This is a genomic window from Janthinobacterium lividum (assembly GCF_011601275.1).
Lineage (GTDB): Bacteria > Pseudomonadota > Gammaproteobacteria > Burkholderiales > Burkholderiaceae_D > Janthinobacterium > Janthinobacterium lividum_E.
The window spans coordinates 1-14879 of record NZ_JAAOLY010000026.1 but is presented as its reverse complement, the minus strand read 5'-3'; the positions used below and the strand labels follow the sequence as shown (position 1 = coordinate 14879).

At 64.2% G+C, this 14879-nt stretch carries 19 protein-coding genes; 1 reads left to right on the top strand and 18 read right to left on the bottom strand.

Annotated elements, in window-relative coordinates:
* Nucleotide 1: 1 nt before the first annotated feature.
* Together flgC and flgB are read right to left on the bottom strand one after the other, a co-directional pair.
* The gene (gene flgC, locus GYK42_RS26490) at nucleotides 2–418 is read right to left on the bottom strand and encodes a flagellar basal body rod protein FlgC (protein ID WP_034757795.1); all 417 of its coding nucleotides are present in this window, start codon (nucleotides 416–418) and stop codon (nucleotides 2–4) included.
* Between the two features lie 8 nt (nucleotides 419–426).
* Nucleotides 427–789 carry a flagellar basal body rod protein FlgB gene (flgB, locus tag GYK42_RS26485; protein ID WP_034758109.1) on the bottom strand — a complete coding sequence of 121 codons (363 nt, stop codon included), beginning with the start codon at nucleotides 787–789 and terminating at the stop codon, nucleotides 427–429.
* A gap of 281 nt (nucleotides 790–1070) precedes the next feature.
* On the opposite strand from flgB, the gene flgA reads away from it, so the two are divergent.
* Nucleotides 1071–1691 carry a flagellar basal body P-ring formation chaperone FlgA gene (gene flgA, locus GYK42_RS26480; protein ID WP_346768166.1) on the top strand — a complete coding sequence of 207 codons (621 nt, stop codon included), beginning with the start codon at nucleotides 1071–1073 and terminating at the stop codon, nucleotides 1689–1691.
* A gap of 6 nt (nucleotides 1692–1697) precedes the next feature.
* Here flgA and GYK42_RS26475 read toward each other — a convergent pair whose 3' ends face one another.
* From GYK42_RS26475 to fliF, 16 genes are all read right to left on the bottom strand, one after another.
* A complete protein-coding gene (locus GYK42_RS26475; RefSeq protein ID WP_166449920.1) occupies nucleotides 1698–2450 on the bottom strand; it encodes a glycoside hydrolase family 73 protein in 753 nt (250 codons plus the stop codon).
* The gene (gene flgN, locus GYK42_RS26470; protein WP_166449919.1) at nucleotides 2437–2877 is read right to left on the bottom strand and encodes a flagellar export chaperone FlgN; all 441 of its coding nucleotides are present in this window, start codon (nucleotides 2875–2877) and stop codon (nucleotides 2437–2439) included. Before flgN ends, GYK42_RS26475 begins: the two co-directional genes overlap by 14 nt.
* Nucleotides 2874–3164, bottom strand: coding sequence for a flagellar biosynthesis anti-sigma factor FlgM (flgM, locus tag GYK42_RS26465; protein WP_166449918.1), 291 nt, complete (start codon nucleotides 3162–3164; stop codon nucleotides 2874–2876). Before flgM ends, flgN begins: the two co-directional genes overlap by 4 nt.
* Before the next feature lie 16 nt (nucleotides 3165–3180).
* A complete protein-coding gene (locus GYK42_RS26460; protein WP_046684902.1) occupies nucleotides 3181–4242 on the bottom strand; it encodes a flagellar motor protein MotB in 1062 nt (353 codons plus the stop codon).
* Complete coding sequence (gene motA / locus GYK42_RS26455; RefSeq protein ID WP_034757817.1) at nucleotides 4169–5083, bottom strand: flagellar motor stator protein MotA; 915 nt, start codon at nucleotides 5081–5083, stop codon at nucleotides 4169–4171. The genes GYK42_RS26460 and motA overlap by 74 nt, the downstream gene beginning before the upstream one ends.
* A 53-nt stretch (nucleotides 5084–5136) precedes the next feature.
* Nucleotides 5137–5880, bottom strand: coding sequence for a FliA/WhiG family RNA polymerase sigma factor (locus GYK42_RS26450; RefSeq protein ID WP_046684903.1), 744 nt, complete (start codon nucleotides 5878–5880; stop codon nucleotides 5137–5139).
* Nucleotides 5881–5913: 33 nt separating this feature from the next.
* A complete protein-coding gene (locus tag GYK42_RS26445; protein WP_046684904.1) occupies nucleotides 5914–6390 on the bottom strand; it encodes a flagellar basal body-associated FliL family protein in 477 nt (158 codons plus the stop codon).
* Nucleotides 6390–7550 (bottom strand): flagellar hook-length control protein FliK, encoded by a 1161-nt coding sequence (locus GYK42_RS26440; protein WP_166449917.1) that lies wholly within the window; start codon nucleotides 7548–7550, stop codon nucleotides 6390–6392. Before GYK42_RS26440 ends, GYK42_RS26445 begins: the two co-directional genes overlap by 1 nt.
* The gene (locus tag GYK42_RS26435) at nucleotides 7547–7864 is read right to left on the bottom strand and encodes a hypothetical protein (RefSeq protein ID WP_058048061.1); all 318 of its coding nucleotides are present in this window, start codon (nucleotides 7862–7864) and stop codon (nucleotides 7547–7549) included. The genes GYK42_RS26440 and GYK42_RS26435 overlap by 4 nt, the downstream gene beginning before the upstream one ends.
* Nucleotides 7857–8246: a flagellar export chaperone FliS gene (gene fliS, locus GYK42_RS26430; protein ID WP_034757830.1), complete on the bottom strand. Its 390-nt coding sequence runs from the start codon at nucleotides 8244–8246 to the stop codon at nucleotides 7857–7859. The genes GYK42_RS26435 and fliS overlap by 8 nt, the downstream gene beginning before the upstream one ends.
* A 50-nt stretch (nucleotides 8247–8296) precedes the next feature.
* Nucleotides 8297–9709, bottom strand: a complete 1413-nt coding sequence (gene fliD, locus GYK42_RS26425; RefSeq protein ID WP_166449916.1) for a flagellar filament capping protein FliD — start codon at nucleotides 9707–9709, stop codon at nucleotides 8297–8299.
* 89 nt (nucleotides 9710–9798) lie between these two features.
* Nucleotides 9799–10236, bottom strand: a complete 438-nt coding sequence (locus GYK42_RS26420; protein ID WP_046684908.1) for a flagellar export protein FliJ — start codon at nucleotides 10234–10236, stop codon at nucleotides 9799–9801.
* An 8-nt stretch (nucleotides 10237–10244) separates the two neighbouring features.
* Nucleotides 10245–11555, bottom strand: a complete 1311-nt coding sequence (fliI, locus tag GYK42_RS26415) for a flagellar protein export ATPase FliI (RefSeq protein WP_046684909.1) — start codon at nucleotides 11553–11555, stop codon at nucleotides 10245–10247.
* On the bottom strand, nucleotides 11552–12241 hold the full coding sequence (gene fliH / locus GYK42_RS26410) for a flagellar assembly protein FliH (RefSeq protein WP_034787861.1): 690 nt from the start codon (nucleotides 12239–12241) through the stop codon (nucleotides 11552–11554). The genes fliI and fliH overlap by 4 nt, the downstream gene beginning before the upstream one ends.
* Nucleotides 12238–13278 (bottom strand): flagellar motor switch protein FliG, encoded by a 1041-nt coding sequence (locus tag GYK42_RS26405; RefSeq protein WP_046684910.1) that lies wholly within the window; start codon nucleotides 13276–13278, stop codon nucleotides 12238–12240. The genes fliH and GYK42_RS26405 overlap by 4 nt, the downstream gene beginning before the upstream one ends.
* A partial coding sequence (gene fliF, locus GYK42_RS26400) for a flagellar basal-body MS-ring/collar protein FliF (RefSeq protein WP_166449915.1) occupies nucleotides 13256–14879 on the bottom strand: 1624 nt, incomplete at its 5' end. The genes fliF and GYK42_RS26405, both read right to left, overlap by 23 nt.

Sequence of the window (14879 nt, the reverse complement as noted above, 5' to 3'; positions counted from 1 at the left end):
ATTATGCTTCACCTAATTTGAGGAGCGATTGCTGCATCGACTTGATGCGGCCCAGAACTTCGACATTGGTTTCAAAGGCGCGCGAGGCCGACATCATGTCGGTCATCTCGGCAACCTGATTGACGTTGGGATAGAACACCATGCCATCGGCATTGGCCATCGGGTGGCCCGGTTCGTACACCTTGCGCAGCGGCTCGTCGCTTTGCACCACGTCGAGCACCTGTACGCGCCCGCCCGCGCCGCTGGCGCCGGGGCCATCCATCACGGCCGCAAACACGGGTTTGCGCGCGCGATAGGTTTCGCCTTCGGAACCGGCAACGGAATCGGCATTGGCCAGGTTGCTGGCGATGGTATTGAGGCGCACGGTTTGCGCCGCCATCGCCGAACCGGCGATCTTGGAAATATCCTGGAAGCTCATGCTGATCCTTATTGTCCGGAAATGGCCTTGGACAGACCCTTCAGTTTCATGTTGACGAAAGTGAGGCTGGTCTGGAAGTCGGTGGCATTCTGCGAGAACGCCGCCTGCTCGACGCCGATTTCAACGGTATTGCCGTCGCGGCTGGGGTGGTAGGGCACGCGGTACAGGGCGCTGGCATCGTCATCGGTCGACAGCAGGCCCGCTTCGTTATCCTGCAACTGCTGCAGGGCGCTGCCGAAATCCATGTCCATGGCCTGGAAGCCGGGCGTGTTTTCATTGGCGATGTTGGCCGCCAACACGCGGGTACGGTCGGCACGCAGCGCGAGTGCATCGGCGTGCACGCCCAGCGCATCCTTGAAATTAATCCCCATGGTCATCCTTTGTATTGAATTCGATCGTGCTTTTTGCGGTTCGGGCCAGAAAATAGTTGGTGCAGAGGTAAAATCCCAGCCTGGTCATGTTGACGCATGGTAAGGTCATGCCGCTTCAGTATCTTTGATTAAGGTTAGCAATGATTTACTTTGAGAACTATTCCGTGATGTGGAACAAGGCGCAATGTCGTCAAATACTGCTTCCAGGCATCTTTTTATTGGCCAGCCTATATAGTAGTGCAGGTCGCGCAGAATTGCCAGCCGACAATATATTTTCACGTGTGGAACAGTTGGCGCGCGAGCAGCTGGCGCAGCAGGCAGCCTCGGCGGGATTGCTGGAACCGCAGTTTCAAGTGACCGTCGTGAAAAGCGCGCGCCCCGTGCCCGCGTGCGCGGCGCCCGTCGCGCTGGAAACGGCGGACAGCCGCTCGGCGCAGCGCATGCGCTTTGTCGCGGTGTGTCCTGGAAGCAACGGATGGCGTTACGAAATGCTGGCGCGCGGCGGCATCACGGCCCAGGTGGCCGTCACCAGCGTGCCCGTGACGGCCAATACGCCGCTGCAATCGGGCGACGTGACGTTGGCGCGGCGCGACGTGACGATGGTGCCGGACAGTATTTCCGCCTTGTCCGGCGCCGTTGGCCTGTCGAGCCGGCGCAGCTTGCGTGCCGGCGAAGTGTTGCGGCAAGGACAACTGGCGTCGCCCGTGCTGGTCAAGCGGGGCAGTGCCGTCAATATCGTGGCGCGCAAGGAACAGGTGGAGGTGAGCATGGCCGGCGAAGCGATGGACCCGGGCGCGCTGGGCGAGGTGATCCGCGTGCGCAACGCCACCAGCGGCACGGTGATACGTGCCAGAGTGGTCGATGCGGGCGTGGTGGAACCGGCCGATATTGCCGGCCGTTAAGGAAGATCAGTCCGCGGCGGCCGTGCGCTGCAGACGCGTCGCCAGCTGCGTCAGCTTGGCGGCGTAGTTGGGATCGGTGGCATAGCCGCCACGCGCCAAACCCTGCGCGAAGGCGCCCGCATCGGCGCCCGTGTTCAGGGCGGCGCGGTAGCGCGGGTTGTCGAGCAAGACTTGCGCATAGTCGCGGAAGGCGCTGGCCTGGTCCGGGTAGCTGCGGAAGCGCTCGGTTTTCTTCAGGGCCGTGCCACTGCCCGCTTCGTATTCGGTGGTGACGTTGCTGGCCACGTCGCCCTGCCATTTCCCGCCGGCCTTGATGCCGAACAGATTATTCGTGTCCGCGCCCGTGCCCTGGCGCAGCGGACGCTGGCCCCAGCCCGATTCCAGCGCCGCGTGGGCGGCGACGATTTCCGGCGCCACGCCCAGGCGGGTACCCGTTTCTTGCGTCCACGGCTTGATCGAGGCGAGGAATTGCTGCTGCGTTTCGCCGATTTCTCCGCCCTGGTTGATGCTGCCCAGCACATTCACGGGCTGGCTCTGCTCCAGGTAGGCGCGTCCTTGCGGACTCAGGCTGGTGGCGCTGCCGCCGCCCTGTTCGATGAAGCGGACCACTTCGCCCTGCACCTGCCGGAATACGCTGCTGAAGCTGCCGTTGGAGCTGGTGGCATCGGTCGCGCGCATATTGCTCTGCACGGCCGATGTGGCCGCCGTCGATGGGGTCGCCGCCGTGGCGCGGGTGGTCAGGAAATCAGCCTGGCGCATACGTATCTTCCTCGCCATGCAGCACGCGCTGCATGATGCTGTACTGCTCTGTTAATAAATCGCTGTTGCGGGTATTCAGGCGCTTGCATTCGAGTACCATCTGTTCCAGCGCGGTCCAGTCGCGCTGGGCGGTCGTACGCGCGCCTTCTTGCAACAGTGCAAACAATTGCGCCATATCGCCTTGCGGGCCCAGCAGGGCAGTGACGAGGCTGACCCGTTGCCGGCGGCGCGCATCGAGCGGTTCGACGGCGGCGACCACCTGGTCGGCCAGCGCGGTCAGCCGGGCGCTCTGGTGGTGCAGGGTGGCCTGGAATTGCTCTTCCAATAAGGTTTGCAGGGCGGCATAGCCGGCACGGTCGTCCGCCATGCCTTGCAGCACGCGGCGCACGGCTTCCTGGCGCGTGATGCCCTTGCGTGGCGCGGTCACGATTCGCCGCCGTGGAAACGCTGGATCAAGCCCGCCAGCTTCGATGGATCGAACGGCAATTCGCCCTTGGCCAGCGCATCGCGCAGCATGGCCACGCGCTCGTGGTCGATCTCGGGCATGGCGCGCAGGGCGGCCATGGCCGGTTGCAGCACGGCCGATTGCAGTTCCGCCCCGGCCGACGAGCCACCCATGGCGCCCGAGGCGCCGGCGTTCTCGGCGATCGCCTCGGCAGGCGCGACGGCGCTGCTGCGCACGGCAGCACCGGTATTGCCGGAGGAGATTTTCATACGTTGTCCCTTGCCCTTAATTTGCATGCTCGTCCCGATCTTTCTTTGCGGGCAGGCCCAGTTTATCGCGCAGGCGTTGCAGGGTACCGGAGTCCGGTTCACCCACTTGCAGCTCGTCGCCTTGCGGCTTTTGCCCGGCCATGCCGAACATGGCGGCGATACTGTCGGCCTGGCCACGCGTCAATATTAACAGTTCGATGCGGCGGTTGATGCCGGCGCTGGCATTTTTTACGTCCAGCGGCGCGCGGTCGGCCATGCCCACCACTTGCAGCACGCTGTCCGGACTCATGCTGCCGATCAGCAATTGCGCGCGCGCCGACATGGCGCGGTTGGCCGACAGGGTCCAGTTCGAAAAGCCTTCATAGCCGGTATTGGCGTATTGCATCGAGTCCGTGTGGCCGACGATCAGCATCTGGTTTTCCATTTGCGCAAACACAGGACCCATCTGGCGCAGCAGCTTGCGGAAACGGTCCGTCGGTACGGCGCTGCCGCGCACGAACATGCCTTGCTTGTCCGTATCATGCAACATGACGCGCAAGCCGTACGGCGTGATCACGGATTGCAGGTTGCTCTTCAGTCCCGCTTCATCGCTGAGCTTGTCGAGCGCGCGCGACAGCGACAGCAAGTCTTCCGGCGACTGGTAGCTGACCTTGGTCTGGTTTTGCGGCGCGGCGCCGGCCTTGCCTTCCTGCGTCTGCTTGCCTTCCGTGCGCGTGTCGCCCGAGCCCTTGCGGGGCATGGGGAAGCGCTCGATGAGGCTGCCACGCGGACCGCCGCTCTGTTCCGGCATGACGCCCTGGCCTTCGCCCTGGCGGCTGCTGGCCGACGCATCCATCATGATTTCCTTCATCGCCTGCTGCTCGCGCGCGGCCATCAGCCACAGCACGAGGAACAGCGACAGCAGGGCCAGGCAAAAGTCGGCGAACGCTACTTTCCAGGCGCCGCCATGGCCATCGTCGTCATGCTTGCGTCCGGCACGCTTGATGATGGCCTGTTCATGTTTCTCATGCGGCTTTAGCACGGCGGCCTCCCCGGCCTTGGCCTTGCTCTTGTTCGGCGCCGCCATCTTCCAGCGCATTGATCCAGCTTTCCAGCTGGGCGAAGCTCGGCTTGATGTTCAGCTGCACCAGACGGCGGCCCGCATCGATGGCCAGCAGCGGCGGCTTGCCCGCCACGTGCGTGACCAGCACGACCTTCACGCATTCCATGGTCGAGCCTTCCTCGCCCACCAACTGCTTCATCATGTTGCACATCGGATCGAGCACGCCGTAGCAGAAGAAGATGCCGATGAAGGTGCCGACCATGGCAGCGCCCACTTTTTCCGAAATTTCCGCCGCATCGGCGCCGTCGGCCACGGAATTCATGGCCATCACGATGCCGAGCACGGCGGCCAGAATACCGAAGCCGGGCATGGCTTCGGCGATCTTGTGCAAGGATTTCGACGGTTGCAGCAATTCGTCGTGGATGGCTTCCAGTTCCTGCTCCAGCACGCCTTCGAGTTCATGCGCGTTGATCTTGCCCATCGCCATCAAACGGAAGTTGTCGACGATGAAGGCCAGCAGCTTCGGCTCTTCCAGCACCAGCGGATAGCGCTGGAACAGGGCGCTTTCGCGCGGCGCCTCGACGTGGGCGTCGAGCGCCTTCAGGCCGCCGGCGGCCGTTTGCAGCAGTTCATACATCAGCAGCAGCAACTGGCGCTGGAATTCCGAGCCTTGCTTCTTGTGCGTGACGATCTTGCGCATCTGATGCAGCATTTCCCCAAGTACATGCTTGGGGTTGCCCAGCACCAGGGCGCCGACGGCGGCGCCGATGATGATGATCAGCTCGACCGGTTGCCAGATCGCGTGGACGGTGCCGCCCATCAGGGCGAAACCTCCGAATACACACCCCATCACGATTAAGATACCGATAATTACCATGTCAACTGCCTTTCTGCGTCATTGTGCTGCGTCAATTTGATGGATAGTGAAACTTATGCGTCTTGCAGCATGGCTTTCATCTTGCCCAGTGCCGTCTTGTTGAGCTGGCAGACGCGGGCGTCGCTCAGGTCCAGCACGGCGGCTATTTCTTTGTAGCTCAGTTCGAATTCGTAATACATCTGGATCACGCGCTGCTCGCGTTCGTCCAGCGCGCGCAAGGCTTGCTCCAGGCTGCGCCGCACCATCAATTGTTCTTCCGGGCTTGGTGCGCTGTCGGCCTGTCCCAGGCTTTCCTGCAGCACTTCGTCGAAACTGGCGATCAGCTCGGCGTTTTCCGCCAGTTGGTATTCCTGGAAGGCTTCCGGCGTCAGCTTCAGGGCGGCCATGATTTCCGCGTCCAGCGGCTCGCGCCCCAGGCGGCGGGTCAGGGCGCGCACGCTGTCGCGCAGGCGGTGGCTTTCCTGGCGCACGGCGCGCGGACGCCAGTCCTGGCGCCGCAGTTCATCGAGGATGGCGCCGCGGATGCGCAGGCTGGCATAGCTGCCGAAAGACTGGTCCGGCACGCCGTAGCGGCGCAGGGCTTCGAGCAGCCCCATCAGGCCGATCTGTTCCATGTCGTCGCGGTCGATGGCGCCCGACACCTGCGAATTGAGCTGGCGCACGATGCGTTTCACCAGCGGGGAGTACGCCACCAGATGTTGTTGCTCTTCAGCAACGCTGAGCACGGCCGCGCAAGCGCTGGCGGCGGCATATTCGCCGGCGCCATACGCTTCCTGGTATTGCTCTACATAGGCCAAGGGATCTCCCACTAGGTCGGCTGGCGTGTTGGCTTATTCAATGATCAGCTTGCCGACCATGACTTCGGTGAACGGTTTTTCCATCTGTTCGCGCTCGTAGCTGACGTTGAAGGCCTTGTTGATCTGCTCGGCATACTGTTCCACGGTCATTGTCTGCGCCTTGTCCAGCGGAAAGCTCGACAGGGTGCTGACGGCGATCGACCGCATCAGCGGCAAGTGGTCCTTGGTCAGCTTTTCTTTTTCCTCGGTGGTGGCGATCACCAGGTCGGCCGACAGGTAATGTGTTTCGCCATCGCCAGGGCCGCGGCGCAGCATCACGATGACCTTGTCGAGCGTGAGGAACTTGCGCGCCTTCTTGCCCGTGGCGGGCGGCGGCGGGGCTTTTGCTTCGGCGACATCGGCATGGCCTGCGACCGGCTTGGCCAAATACCACATGGCGCCGCCAGCCGCGCCGGCGGCCAGCACCGCCACGGCGACAAAGCCGGCGATCAGTTTCATTTTCGTATTCATCAGGCGCTCTCTCGCTCGTGCATGGCGTAAGTGGTACTGGCAGTGCTGCCATCGGACAAGGCACGGCCCGGTTCGGCATCATCGTGCTGGCGGCCCGGTTGACGCTGGCCGCGCGCATCGCCTTCGGCAAACGCCTGGGCGGCGGGGCTGCGCGGGGTGGCACTGATATTGACGGCGACCTCGGTGTACTGGCGCTGCGCCAGGTCGCTGCGCATGTTCTCGCCGATGCCTTGCAACTGGCGCAACACTTCCGAGTTCGACGCCGTGACGTTCACTTGCAGCGCGCCGGCCGTATGGCGGATGGAAATTTCAATGCGGCCCAGCATGGGCGGGTCGAGGCGGATCGTCGCGTGTTCGCTGTTGCGGCCGATCTGCGTCTGCAGGCGTTCGCCCAGCGCTTCGCGCAGCGGTTCCTGCCATTGCTGGGCAGGGCCGTTGAGCTTGATGGTGTCGCCGGATGGCGCCGCCGCAGCCGTATTGCCGATGGCGCCCGTCAAACCCGGATTGGGCGTGGCTGGGGCCGGCGTCGCGGCGCTGCGTTCGCCTTCGCGCGCGGCAGCAGGGGCGGCGACGGCTGTTGCCGGCGCGCCTTGCTGCAGCAGCGATTCGAACGGCTGTGCCGGCGCGCTGCCCTTGGCGGGCGCGGCCGGGTTGGCGGCGGCCAGCGGTTCGCGCGTATCGCGGCTTGCCGGTTGCGCCGTTCCCTGTGCCGTGATGGTGATTGCCGCTGGATGCAGGCTGATGTTGAGTGCCGGGTTGGCTTGCGCCACGTTCGCCTGCACTGATGTCTGTGTTTGCGCCTGGGCGGCGGCGCGCGCTTCGGCCGCGGCCGCATCCGTTGGCGGCAGCATCGTCACCGGCAAGCCGATGACGGGGGCGACCATGGCTGGCAGGCTGCTGTCGGCCTGGCTGTCGCTATCGCCATCCTTGGCGGGCGCGGGCGCGGACGCAGGCGTGCCGGCGTCGGCCGTCTCCACGCCCGTCACATCGAGCACCTGCGCAAACAGGGGCAGGGCGGAAGGGGCGGCGCCATTGCTGCCATAGCCGGGCGTGCCGGGCAAAGCGGCGGCCTGTGGCTGCGCTGGCGCCGCTGCTGGTGCAGGTGCTGCCGAAGCCGCCCGTGCCGGAGCGGCCGGCGCCGTGTTGAAGTTCATGATCATGCTTGATTCCCGTCCGAGTCGTATTCGCCGAGCGCGGCGTAGGCGACCCAACCTTCCTTATTTGCCTGTAATGCACCCAGGTGTTGACCCAGGCGTTCTTTTTCCTCAGAGCAAATTTTAACCGCTTGCGCGTGAATTTTGCGCAAATGCAACAATTCTGTTTGTTCCTGCGCATTCCATGCGCCCCGTTCGGCCAGCAACGGGATGTTTTTCGCCAGGCTGGCCGACAGTTGTTCCATCGCCGCCCAGTCCGGCTGCGCAAGCGCCGCGCTTAATTGCCGGCTCAGCTGCTGCAGCGCGGCGCGCCTAGGCATTGTTGGCCTGGACGCCCACCCAGCCGCGCTTGATGGTTGTCATCAAGGTCGTCACTTCGTCGATCAGGGTAGGGTCGAGCTTGATGCCGGCCGTGTACAGGCGCGCCACGCAATAGTCGTACAGGCGCGCCAGGTTGACGACTACTTCGCCGCCATTGTCGAAATCGAGCGAGCTCGACAAACCGTTGATGATTTGCGTGCACTTGTCCAGGCTGATCGCCTTTTGCTCGTAGCGCTTGCCCACGATGTGCCCGCGCGCGCGCGCCAGTTCTTCCAGCAGGCCGTCCGTCAGCACCAGTACCAGTTCGACCGGTGTGGCGCGGGCGGTCTGGGAGTCCAGGTTGACGGCGTGGTAACTGCCGTAAGCTTCATTGTTCAACATTATTATCTTCTCGCTATGTTAACTGTGGCGGCGCGGCAGGCACGTCCGCCTTAGGATTTACTGTCATTAAACATGGCATCGAACATGTCGGAATTGCGCGTCATTTGCTCTTGCAATACCTGCAGGCGCGAATACTGGTCCAGGAAGCGGCTGTAAGCCGTGTTGTACTGGTTCGTCAGGCGTTCGCTGCTCTGGGCCAGGCTTTTCTGCAACTTGTCCGTCGCCGCCAGGCGTTGGGTGATCTGGCCTTTGGTGACATTGCTCCACTGTCCCAGCACCTTGTCCAGGCCGCCGAGCACGCCGGCCGGGGCCGACAGGCTGTTGTTGCCGAACAGTTTGTCCAGGCCGGCAGGGTTGTCGGCCAGCTTGGCCGTCAGCTTGGCCGTATTCAGGCTGATCGTGCCGTCGCGCTGGGCGGTAATGCCATACGCCACCAGCGACACGCCGTCGACGTTCAGGCGCAAGGCATCGCCCATGCTCGAGCGCAGGGCGTTCAGGCCGGAGTCGTGCGCAAAAATGCCGGCAGCGATACCTTTCTCCGGATTGCCGGGACTGGCCAGGCCATCCATCACGCTTTTCAGCTTGTTGTAGGCGTCGACGAACGCTTGCACATTGGCAATGGTGCCGGCACTGTCGGTGCCGACGGTGACGGTAACCGGGCTTTCGCCAGCCGTCATGGCCTTGGTGAACGTCATTTTCACGTCGGGCACGTTGGTGAAGGTATTCGACGCCTGGGTAATTTTGGTGCCCGTGCCCTGGGCGCCCAGCCAGACGATGGCATCCTTGGGCGCCACGAGGGTTTTCATGTCGCTCTGCAGCGTTGTCTTCAGCGCCGCATCCGTCACGCTATTGGTGTCGATCGAGACGGCATTGGCGACGCCGGTGAGATTCGATGTCAGCACCAGTTGCGCCTGGTTGCCGACATTGATGACGGAAGCGGTGACGCGCGCATTATTCTTGCTGTTGCCATTGATGGCGGCGGCGATTTCCTGCGGCGTCAGGTAGGCGTCGCCATCCTTGTTGGCGGCGCTCAGGTCGATGTCGAAGGCGTTGTCGGCGGTCACGGCCGCTGCCGGGTCGCCGATGCGGATGGTCATGTTGCCGCCGTTGGCCGGCATGGTGCTGCTCAAGCCGCCATACGACGCCTGGCTGGCCGTGGCCAGCTGTTCGACAAAGAAGGCGTAGCTGCCCGGTGCAGCCTTGATGCCGGCCGTGCCGCTGCCATACGCGGTATTGCTGAAGGTGGCGGACTGGCTCAGTACCGATTTGCTCGACGTCATGGACGACATCGCCAGCTGGAATGCCGAGATGGCCGATTTCAGGTTACCCAGCGCGCTAGAGGTATTGCTGGCAAGTGTCGTCTGAGCCGCCAAGGCAGCCTTTTGCGCGGCCACCGCTTTGGTCGCCAGTTGTTGTGCTGTGACCAGCGGATCGTATCGTGGTGCGGTAATTACATTTGCCATGCCAGACTCCTGAATAAAGGGATATACCGGTACAAGGCGACCCCCATTCCCGTTTCGTGAAGTTTTCCTGAAAGAAACTTACACAAACCTCATTTTACCTGCCCGCGGAACCAGAATTGCGTCGCAAGCTCGTCTTGCCGCTTGGCGTCGACTCGGTGTTGCTCATTTGCAACATGCTTTTGTTTTTGCGTCAGCACCTGGTCCAGCACCTCGCGCTTGGCCCAGGCCGTATTCAGGGCGCGCTGCGAAACGGCCATGTTGGCTTCGTGCAAATGCAAGTCGGTACGGTGCTGGTCGGCCATCTGCATGACGGCCTGCTTGAAGTTGCCGCAGTTGACGGACAGGGCCAGGGGCAGGGCGCCGCTGGGGCCGCTATCCGTGTACAGGCCCGTCAGGCGCTCCAGGTTTTTCTGGTAGCGCTCGCGCACGGCCGTCTGCGCCGCCATTTCACCTTGCAGGCGTTCCACTTCGGTGCTGCGCAGGCCGACCAGGGTGGTCAGGTTGCGGATGGTATGCGCGTCGCTCACGTATGCTCCTAGGCCATGATCTGTTCAAGTTGTTCGATGCACGGTCCCATCGGCGCTTCTTCCTTGGTGCCCTGGCACAGGAAGGCTTCGATGGGCGCGTGCAGCTGCACGGCGCGGTCGGTGATCGGATCGGCGCCGGGCACATAGGCGCCCAGCGGGATCAGGTCGCGCACGCGCGCATGGCGCGCCATCGACGCTTTCAGCGCGCGCGACGCCTGCATGTGCGTGGGCGTGATCACCTGCGCCATGCAGCGGCTGATCGAGGCGGCGATGTCGATGGCGGGGTAGTGGCCCCGCTCGGCCAGTTCGCGCGTGAGCACGATGTGGCCGTCGAGAATCGCGCGCGCCGTATCGACCACCGGGTCCTGCTGGTCATCGCCTTCGGCCAGCACCGTGTAGATGGCGCTCATGCTGCCTTCCGGGTGGGCGCCGTTGCCGGCGCTTTCCACCAGTTGCGGCAAGTTCGAGAAGACCGACGGCGGATAGCCGCGCGTGGCTGGCGGCTCGCCCAGGGCCAGCGCCACTTCGCGCAAGGCCATCGCATAGCGCGTCAGCGAATCGACCAGCAGCAGCACGTGCTTGCCCTGGTCGCGGTAATGGGCGGCGATCGAGTGGCACAGTTCGGTGGCCATGATGCGCATCAATGGCGATTCATCGGCAGGCGCGATCACCAGTACGGCCTTCTTCAAACCTTCGGCGCCGAGCGACTTTTCCACGAATTCGCGCACTTCGCGGCCCCGTTCGCCGATCAGGCCGACGACGACGACATCGGCCACCGTCTGGCGCGTGATCAGGCCCAGCAGCACGCTCTTGCCCACGCCGGAACCGGCCATCAGGCCCACGCGCTGGCCCTTGCCCAGGGTCAGCATGCTGTTGATGGCGCGCACGCCCACGTCCAGGGGCTCGACAACCGGTTGTTTCTTCAGGGGATTGATCTTCGGTGGCGTCACTTCCAGGACGTGCTCGCCGCCGAGGCGGCCCAGGTCGTCGATCGGCTCGCCCAGGCCATTCACCATGCGGCCCAGCCACGACGGGCCGATCTGCAGGCTGGCCTTGTCGGGCAGGGGCAGCACGCGCGCGCCGGTGGTCAGTCCCGTCGCTTTCTTGAAGGGCATCAGGTAGGACAGTTTTTCGCGGAAACCGACGACTTGCGCATCGAGCCACTCGCCGCTCACAGTTTCAATCTGACAACGCTGGCCCGTGTGCAAACGGCAGCCGGCGCTTTCCAGCAGCAGGCCGGAAGCGCCGACCAGGCGGCCGGTCGGGGTCGCGACCGGGATATCGCCGATCTCGAAACTGCGCAGCGTGTCGGCGATCATGCAGGCGCGCCCTGATCCGCGTGTTCGGCGGCCAGCGCCAGGTGGCTGCTGACCTGTTCCATGCAGGCCGACAGGCGCTGATGGCAGCCCGCGTCGACCTCATTGTCGCCCGCCTTGATGCGGCATTCGCCCGCGTCGAGGCGCGCGTCGGCGATCAGGTTCCAGCGCTTGGCGCGCTTCGGATCGAGTTCGCTGATGCGTTTCAATTCTTCCGGATTGAGGAAGACGTCGATTTCCTCGCGCGTGGGCGGCATCGAGGCCAGGGTCTCGTCGACCAGGGCCAGCAATTGCACCGGCTGCAGCGCCAGTTCCGCACGGATCACCTGGCGCGCCACCTTGGCCACCAGGTCGACCACTTCCTTGCGCTGCGCTTCGCGGTAATCGGCGCGCACTTTTTTCAGGTCGCGCAAGATGGCGTCGACGGGGCGGGCCAGGCGGTCCAGCGCCACCAGGGTTTCATTGCGGCCTTCTTCGCGGCCCTGCGCCATGCCATCGTTGCGTCCGGTGTCGTAGCCATCCTGCTGGCCTTGCACCAGGCCCACTTCGTAGCCGTCGCGCTGGCCCTGCTCGAAGCCTTCCGAGACGGACGCCTGCCACTGGCCATCCGTGTCCTCGTTGGAGGCACGCTGGCCGGCGGCGATGAATTGCGACAGGGGCGGGAAACGATACGAGCGGAAGTGTTTCATTCGATCACCGCTTCAGCAAACAGTTGCACTTCGATCTCGCCCGCATCGGCGAGGCCCTTGACGGTGGCCATGATTTCCTGGCGCGTCTGTTCGATGCGCGACAGCGGCACGGGGCCGGAGCGGCGCATCATGTCTTCGAAGCTCTGCGCCTGGCGGCGCGGCATGGTTTTCAGCACGGCGTCGCGGATAGCCGGTTCCGCGCCCTTGAGGGCGATGGCCCACTGTTCCATCGGCACGTCTTCCAGGATGCGCGTGAGCGTGACATCGCTCTGCGTGGCCAGGATCAGGAAGTCGTACATGCTCAGTTCGATTTCCGAGACGACGTCCGGGTCGTGCGCGCGCAGCAGTTCGACCAGCGCGGCGCGGTTGCCCGGCATGCGGTTGAGAATCTCGGCGGCCTGGCGGATGCCTTCCACGCTGGTGCTTTGCGTGTCGAGCGTGCCCAGGCAGCGGCCCACCAGTTCGTCAAGCTCGACCAGCAGGTCGCGGTCGATCTCGTCCAGGCGCGCCAGGTTCAGCAAGACCAGGTCGCGGCCTTCGGCGGGCAGGGCGTCGAGGATCTGGCCAGCCAGCGCGGGCGGCAGGAAGGCCAGGAACACGGCTTGCATCTGCACGTGCTCGTTGACGATGTATTCGGCCAGCCATTTTGGCGAGGCCCACTGCAGGCGCGCCATTTTTGGACGGATCGCGTCGCCATAAATGTTGTTCAGCACGCTATTCGCGATATCGCTGCCCAGCGCCATGTCCAGCGAGCGCTTCAGGTAGCTGCGCGAGGCGCCGTGCACGCCGCTTTGCTGGCGGTAGTCGTCGAAGAAGGTCTGCATGGCCGTTTTCACGGATTCGACCTTGATGCCGCTCATGCGCGACATCACTTGCGTGACTTCCAGCAATTCTTCACGCGACAGGCAGCGCAGCACGTTGGCCGCCTGTTCTTCGCCGATGCTCAGCAGTACGATGGCGGCCTGTTCCACGGGATTCAGGCTGACGCTTTCGTATTCGGCGCCGTCGGAGGGATTATTGTTGTTGAGTTCGGCCATTTTTCTGCATCCATTGTTTGACGACTTCGGCGACACGCTCGGGTTCTTTTTCCGCCAGTACTTTCAGGTGGTCGACCATCACGTCGACCGCCGAGCCTGGCGGCGGCAAATCATAGTTTTCCAGCAGCGGCACGACCGGCATGTTGCCAGGCGCGGCCGCTTCGCCTTCGAGCGCCAGCGGGCTGCCGTTCACGCCCAAGGCCGGCGCGCCGGCAGCGGCGGCGCCATTGGCGCCGGCGGCGGCGTTGCTGCCGCCCAGTGCCAGGGCTGGATCGAGCTGCTTCAGTGGCGGCGGCGCCAGGCGCGAGGTCAGCAGGCGCAGCAGCGGACGCAGGATCAGGAAGTAGCCGAGCACGGCGCCCAGGGCGTACAGCAGCCAGCCGCTGAAGTCGACGACGGTATCGCGCTCTTCCCACCACTGCGCCACAGGCGGCTTGGCGGGGAAGGCCAGCGCCGTCAGGCTCAGGCTGTCGCCGCGCTGGGCGTTGATGCCCAGGCCGCTGCGCAGCATTTTTTCGATATTGCCCAGTTCGGCAGGGGTCCAGCCCGTTTTCGGATTCGGTGCGGCGGCGCTGTTGAGGACGACGGCCACACTGAGTTTTTCCAGGCGGCCACGGCTGCGCTTGATCTGCGTGATGCTGCGGTCGTAGGCGTACTGGCGCGTGGTGGCGTTCTTGCGGGCCGTGCCATCGTCGGACGGCTTCGGCGCGCCATCGGCAGGGGCTGCGCCGGCGGCGTCGGCCGGTGCCGGCACGGCGGCTGCTGGCGGACGGTTCGACAGGCTGCCGGGGATGCCGGCCACGGTGCGGTTGCGTTCCTGCTCTTCGCGCATCGCCTCGCTCGTTACTTTCGGGGCTTCGCCGTATTTTTCCAGCGTTTCGTCGACGCGGTCGTTGTTCACGGCGGCCGTCACGCTGAGCTTGAAGTTGTCTTCGCCGATGACGGGACCCAGCAAGCCCATGACGTTGTGGCGGATTTCATCCTGGAAGCGTTTCGCGCCTTCATTGCCGGCGGCCGAAGCGTCGAAGCCGTCCGTCAGGTCGATGTGCGCGGACAGCAGGTTGCCGCCCTGGTCGACCAGGCTCACGCGCGTGGGCGCCAGGCTGGCGACGCTGCCGGCCACCATGTTGATGACGGCGGCGATCTGTTCCGGCGCCAGGGTGCGGCCCGGTTTCAGTGCCACCACGACGGAAGCCGACGACTTGTCGCCGTCGCTGGCGACAAACGAGGTCGACTTGGCAATCGACAGATGGACACGCGCCGAAGCGATCGCGTCCATCGTCATGATGCTTTGCGCAAGTTCGCCTTCCAGGCCGCGGCGGAAGCGCACGTCCTGCACGAATTGGGAGACGCCCAGCGGGTCATTCTTGTCCATCAGCTCCAGGCCGGCCGGCAGCTGCGCCGTCACGCCTTTCGAGGCGAGCAGCATGCGCACCTTGCCCAGCATGGCGTCGGGCACCAGCACCTGGCCGCTGTCCGGATGTAAGCGGTAGGGGATGTGCTCGGCGTCGAGGGTCGCCATCATGTCCGTCACGGCCACTTTTTCGCGCGCGCCAAACACCGGCTTGTAGTTGGCCTGGTCGCGCCAGGCATACATGGTC

What these genes read in the sequence shown, in the direction of transcription:
- flgC (WP_034757795.1), bottom strand. Translation starts at nt 418, where the DNA reads ATGAGCTTCCAGGATATTTCCAAGATCGCCGGTTCGGCGATGGCGGCG.
- flgB (WP_034758109.1), bottom strand. Translation starts at nt 789, where the DNA reads ATGGGGATTAATTTCAAGGATGCGCTGGGCGTGCACGCCGATGCACTC.
- GYK42_RS26475 (WP_166449920.1), bottom strand. Translation starts at nt 2,450, where the DNA reads ATGCGCCAGGCTGATTTCCTGACCACCCGCGCCACGGCGGCGACCCCA.
- flgM (WP_166449918.1), bottom strand. Translation starts at nt 3,164, where the DNA reads ATGAAAATCTCCTCCGGCAATACCGGTGCTGCCGTGCGCAGCAGCGCC.
- GYK42_RS26460 (WP_046684902.1), bottom strand. Translation starts at nt 4,242, where the DNA reads ATGCGCTGGAAGATGGCGGCGCCGAACAAGAGCAAGGCCAAGGCCGGG.
- motA (WP_034757817.1), bottom strand. Translation starts at nt 5,083, where the DNA reads ATGGTAATTATCGGTATCTTAATCGTGATGGGGTGTGTATTCGGAGGT.
- GYK42_RS26445 (WP_046684904.1), bottom strand. Translation starts at nt 6,390, where the DNA reads ATGAATACGAAAATGAAACTGATCGCCGGCTTTGTCGCCGTGGCGGTG.
- GYK42_RS26440 (WP_166449917.1), bottom strand. Translation starts at nt 7,550, where the DNA reads ATGATCATGAACTTCAACACGGCGCCGGCCGCTCCGGCACGGGCGGCT.
- GYK42_RS26435 (WP_058048061.1), bottom strand. Translation starts at nt 7,864, where the DNA reads ATGCCTAGGCGCGCCGCGCTGCAGCAGCTGAGCCGGCAATTAAGCGCG.
- fliS (WP_034757830.1), bottom strand. Translation starts at nt 8,246, where the DNA reads ATGTTGAACAATGAAGCTTACGGCAGTTACCACGCCGTCAACCTGGAC.
- fliD (WP_166449916.1), bottom strand. Translation starts at nt 9,709, where the DNA reads ATGGCAAATGTAATTACCGCACCACGATACGATCCGCTGGTCACAGCA.
- fliI (WP_046684909.1), bottom strand. Translation starts at nt 11,555, where the DNA reads ATGATCGCCGACACGCTGCGCAGTTTCGAGATCGGCGATATCCCGGTC.
- fliH (WP_034787861.1), bottom strand. Translation starts at nt 12,241, where the DNA reads ATGAAACACTTCCGCTCGTATCGTTTCCCGCCCCTGTCGCAATTCATC.
- GYK42_RS26405 (WP_046684910.1), bottom strand. Translation starts at nt 13,278, where the DNA reads ATGGCCGAACTCAACAACAATAATCCCTCCGACGGCGCCGAATACGAA.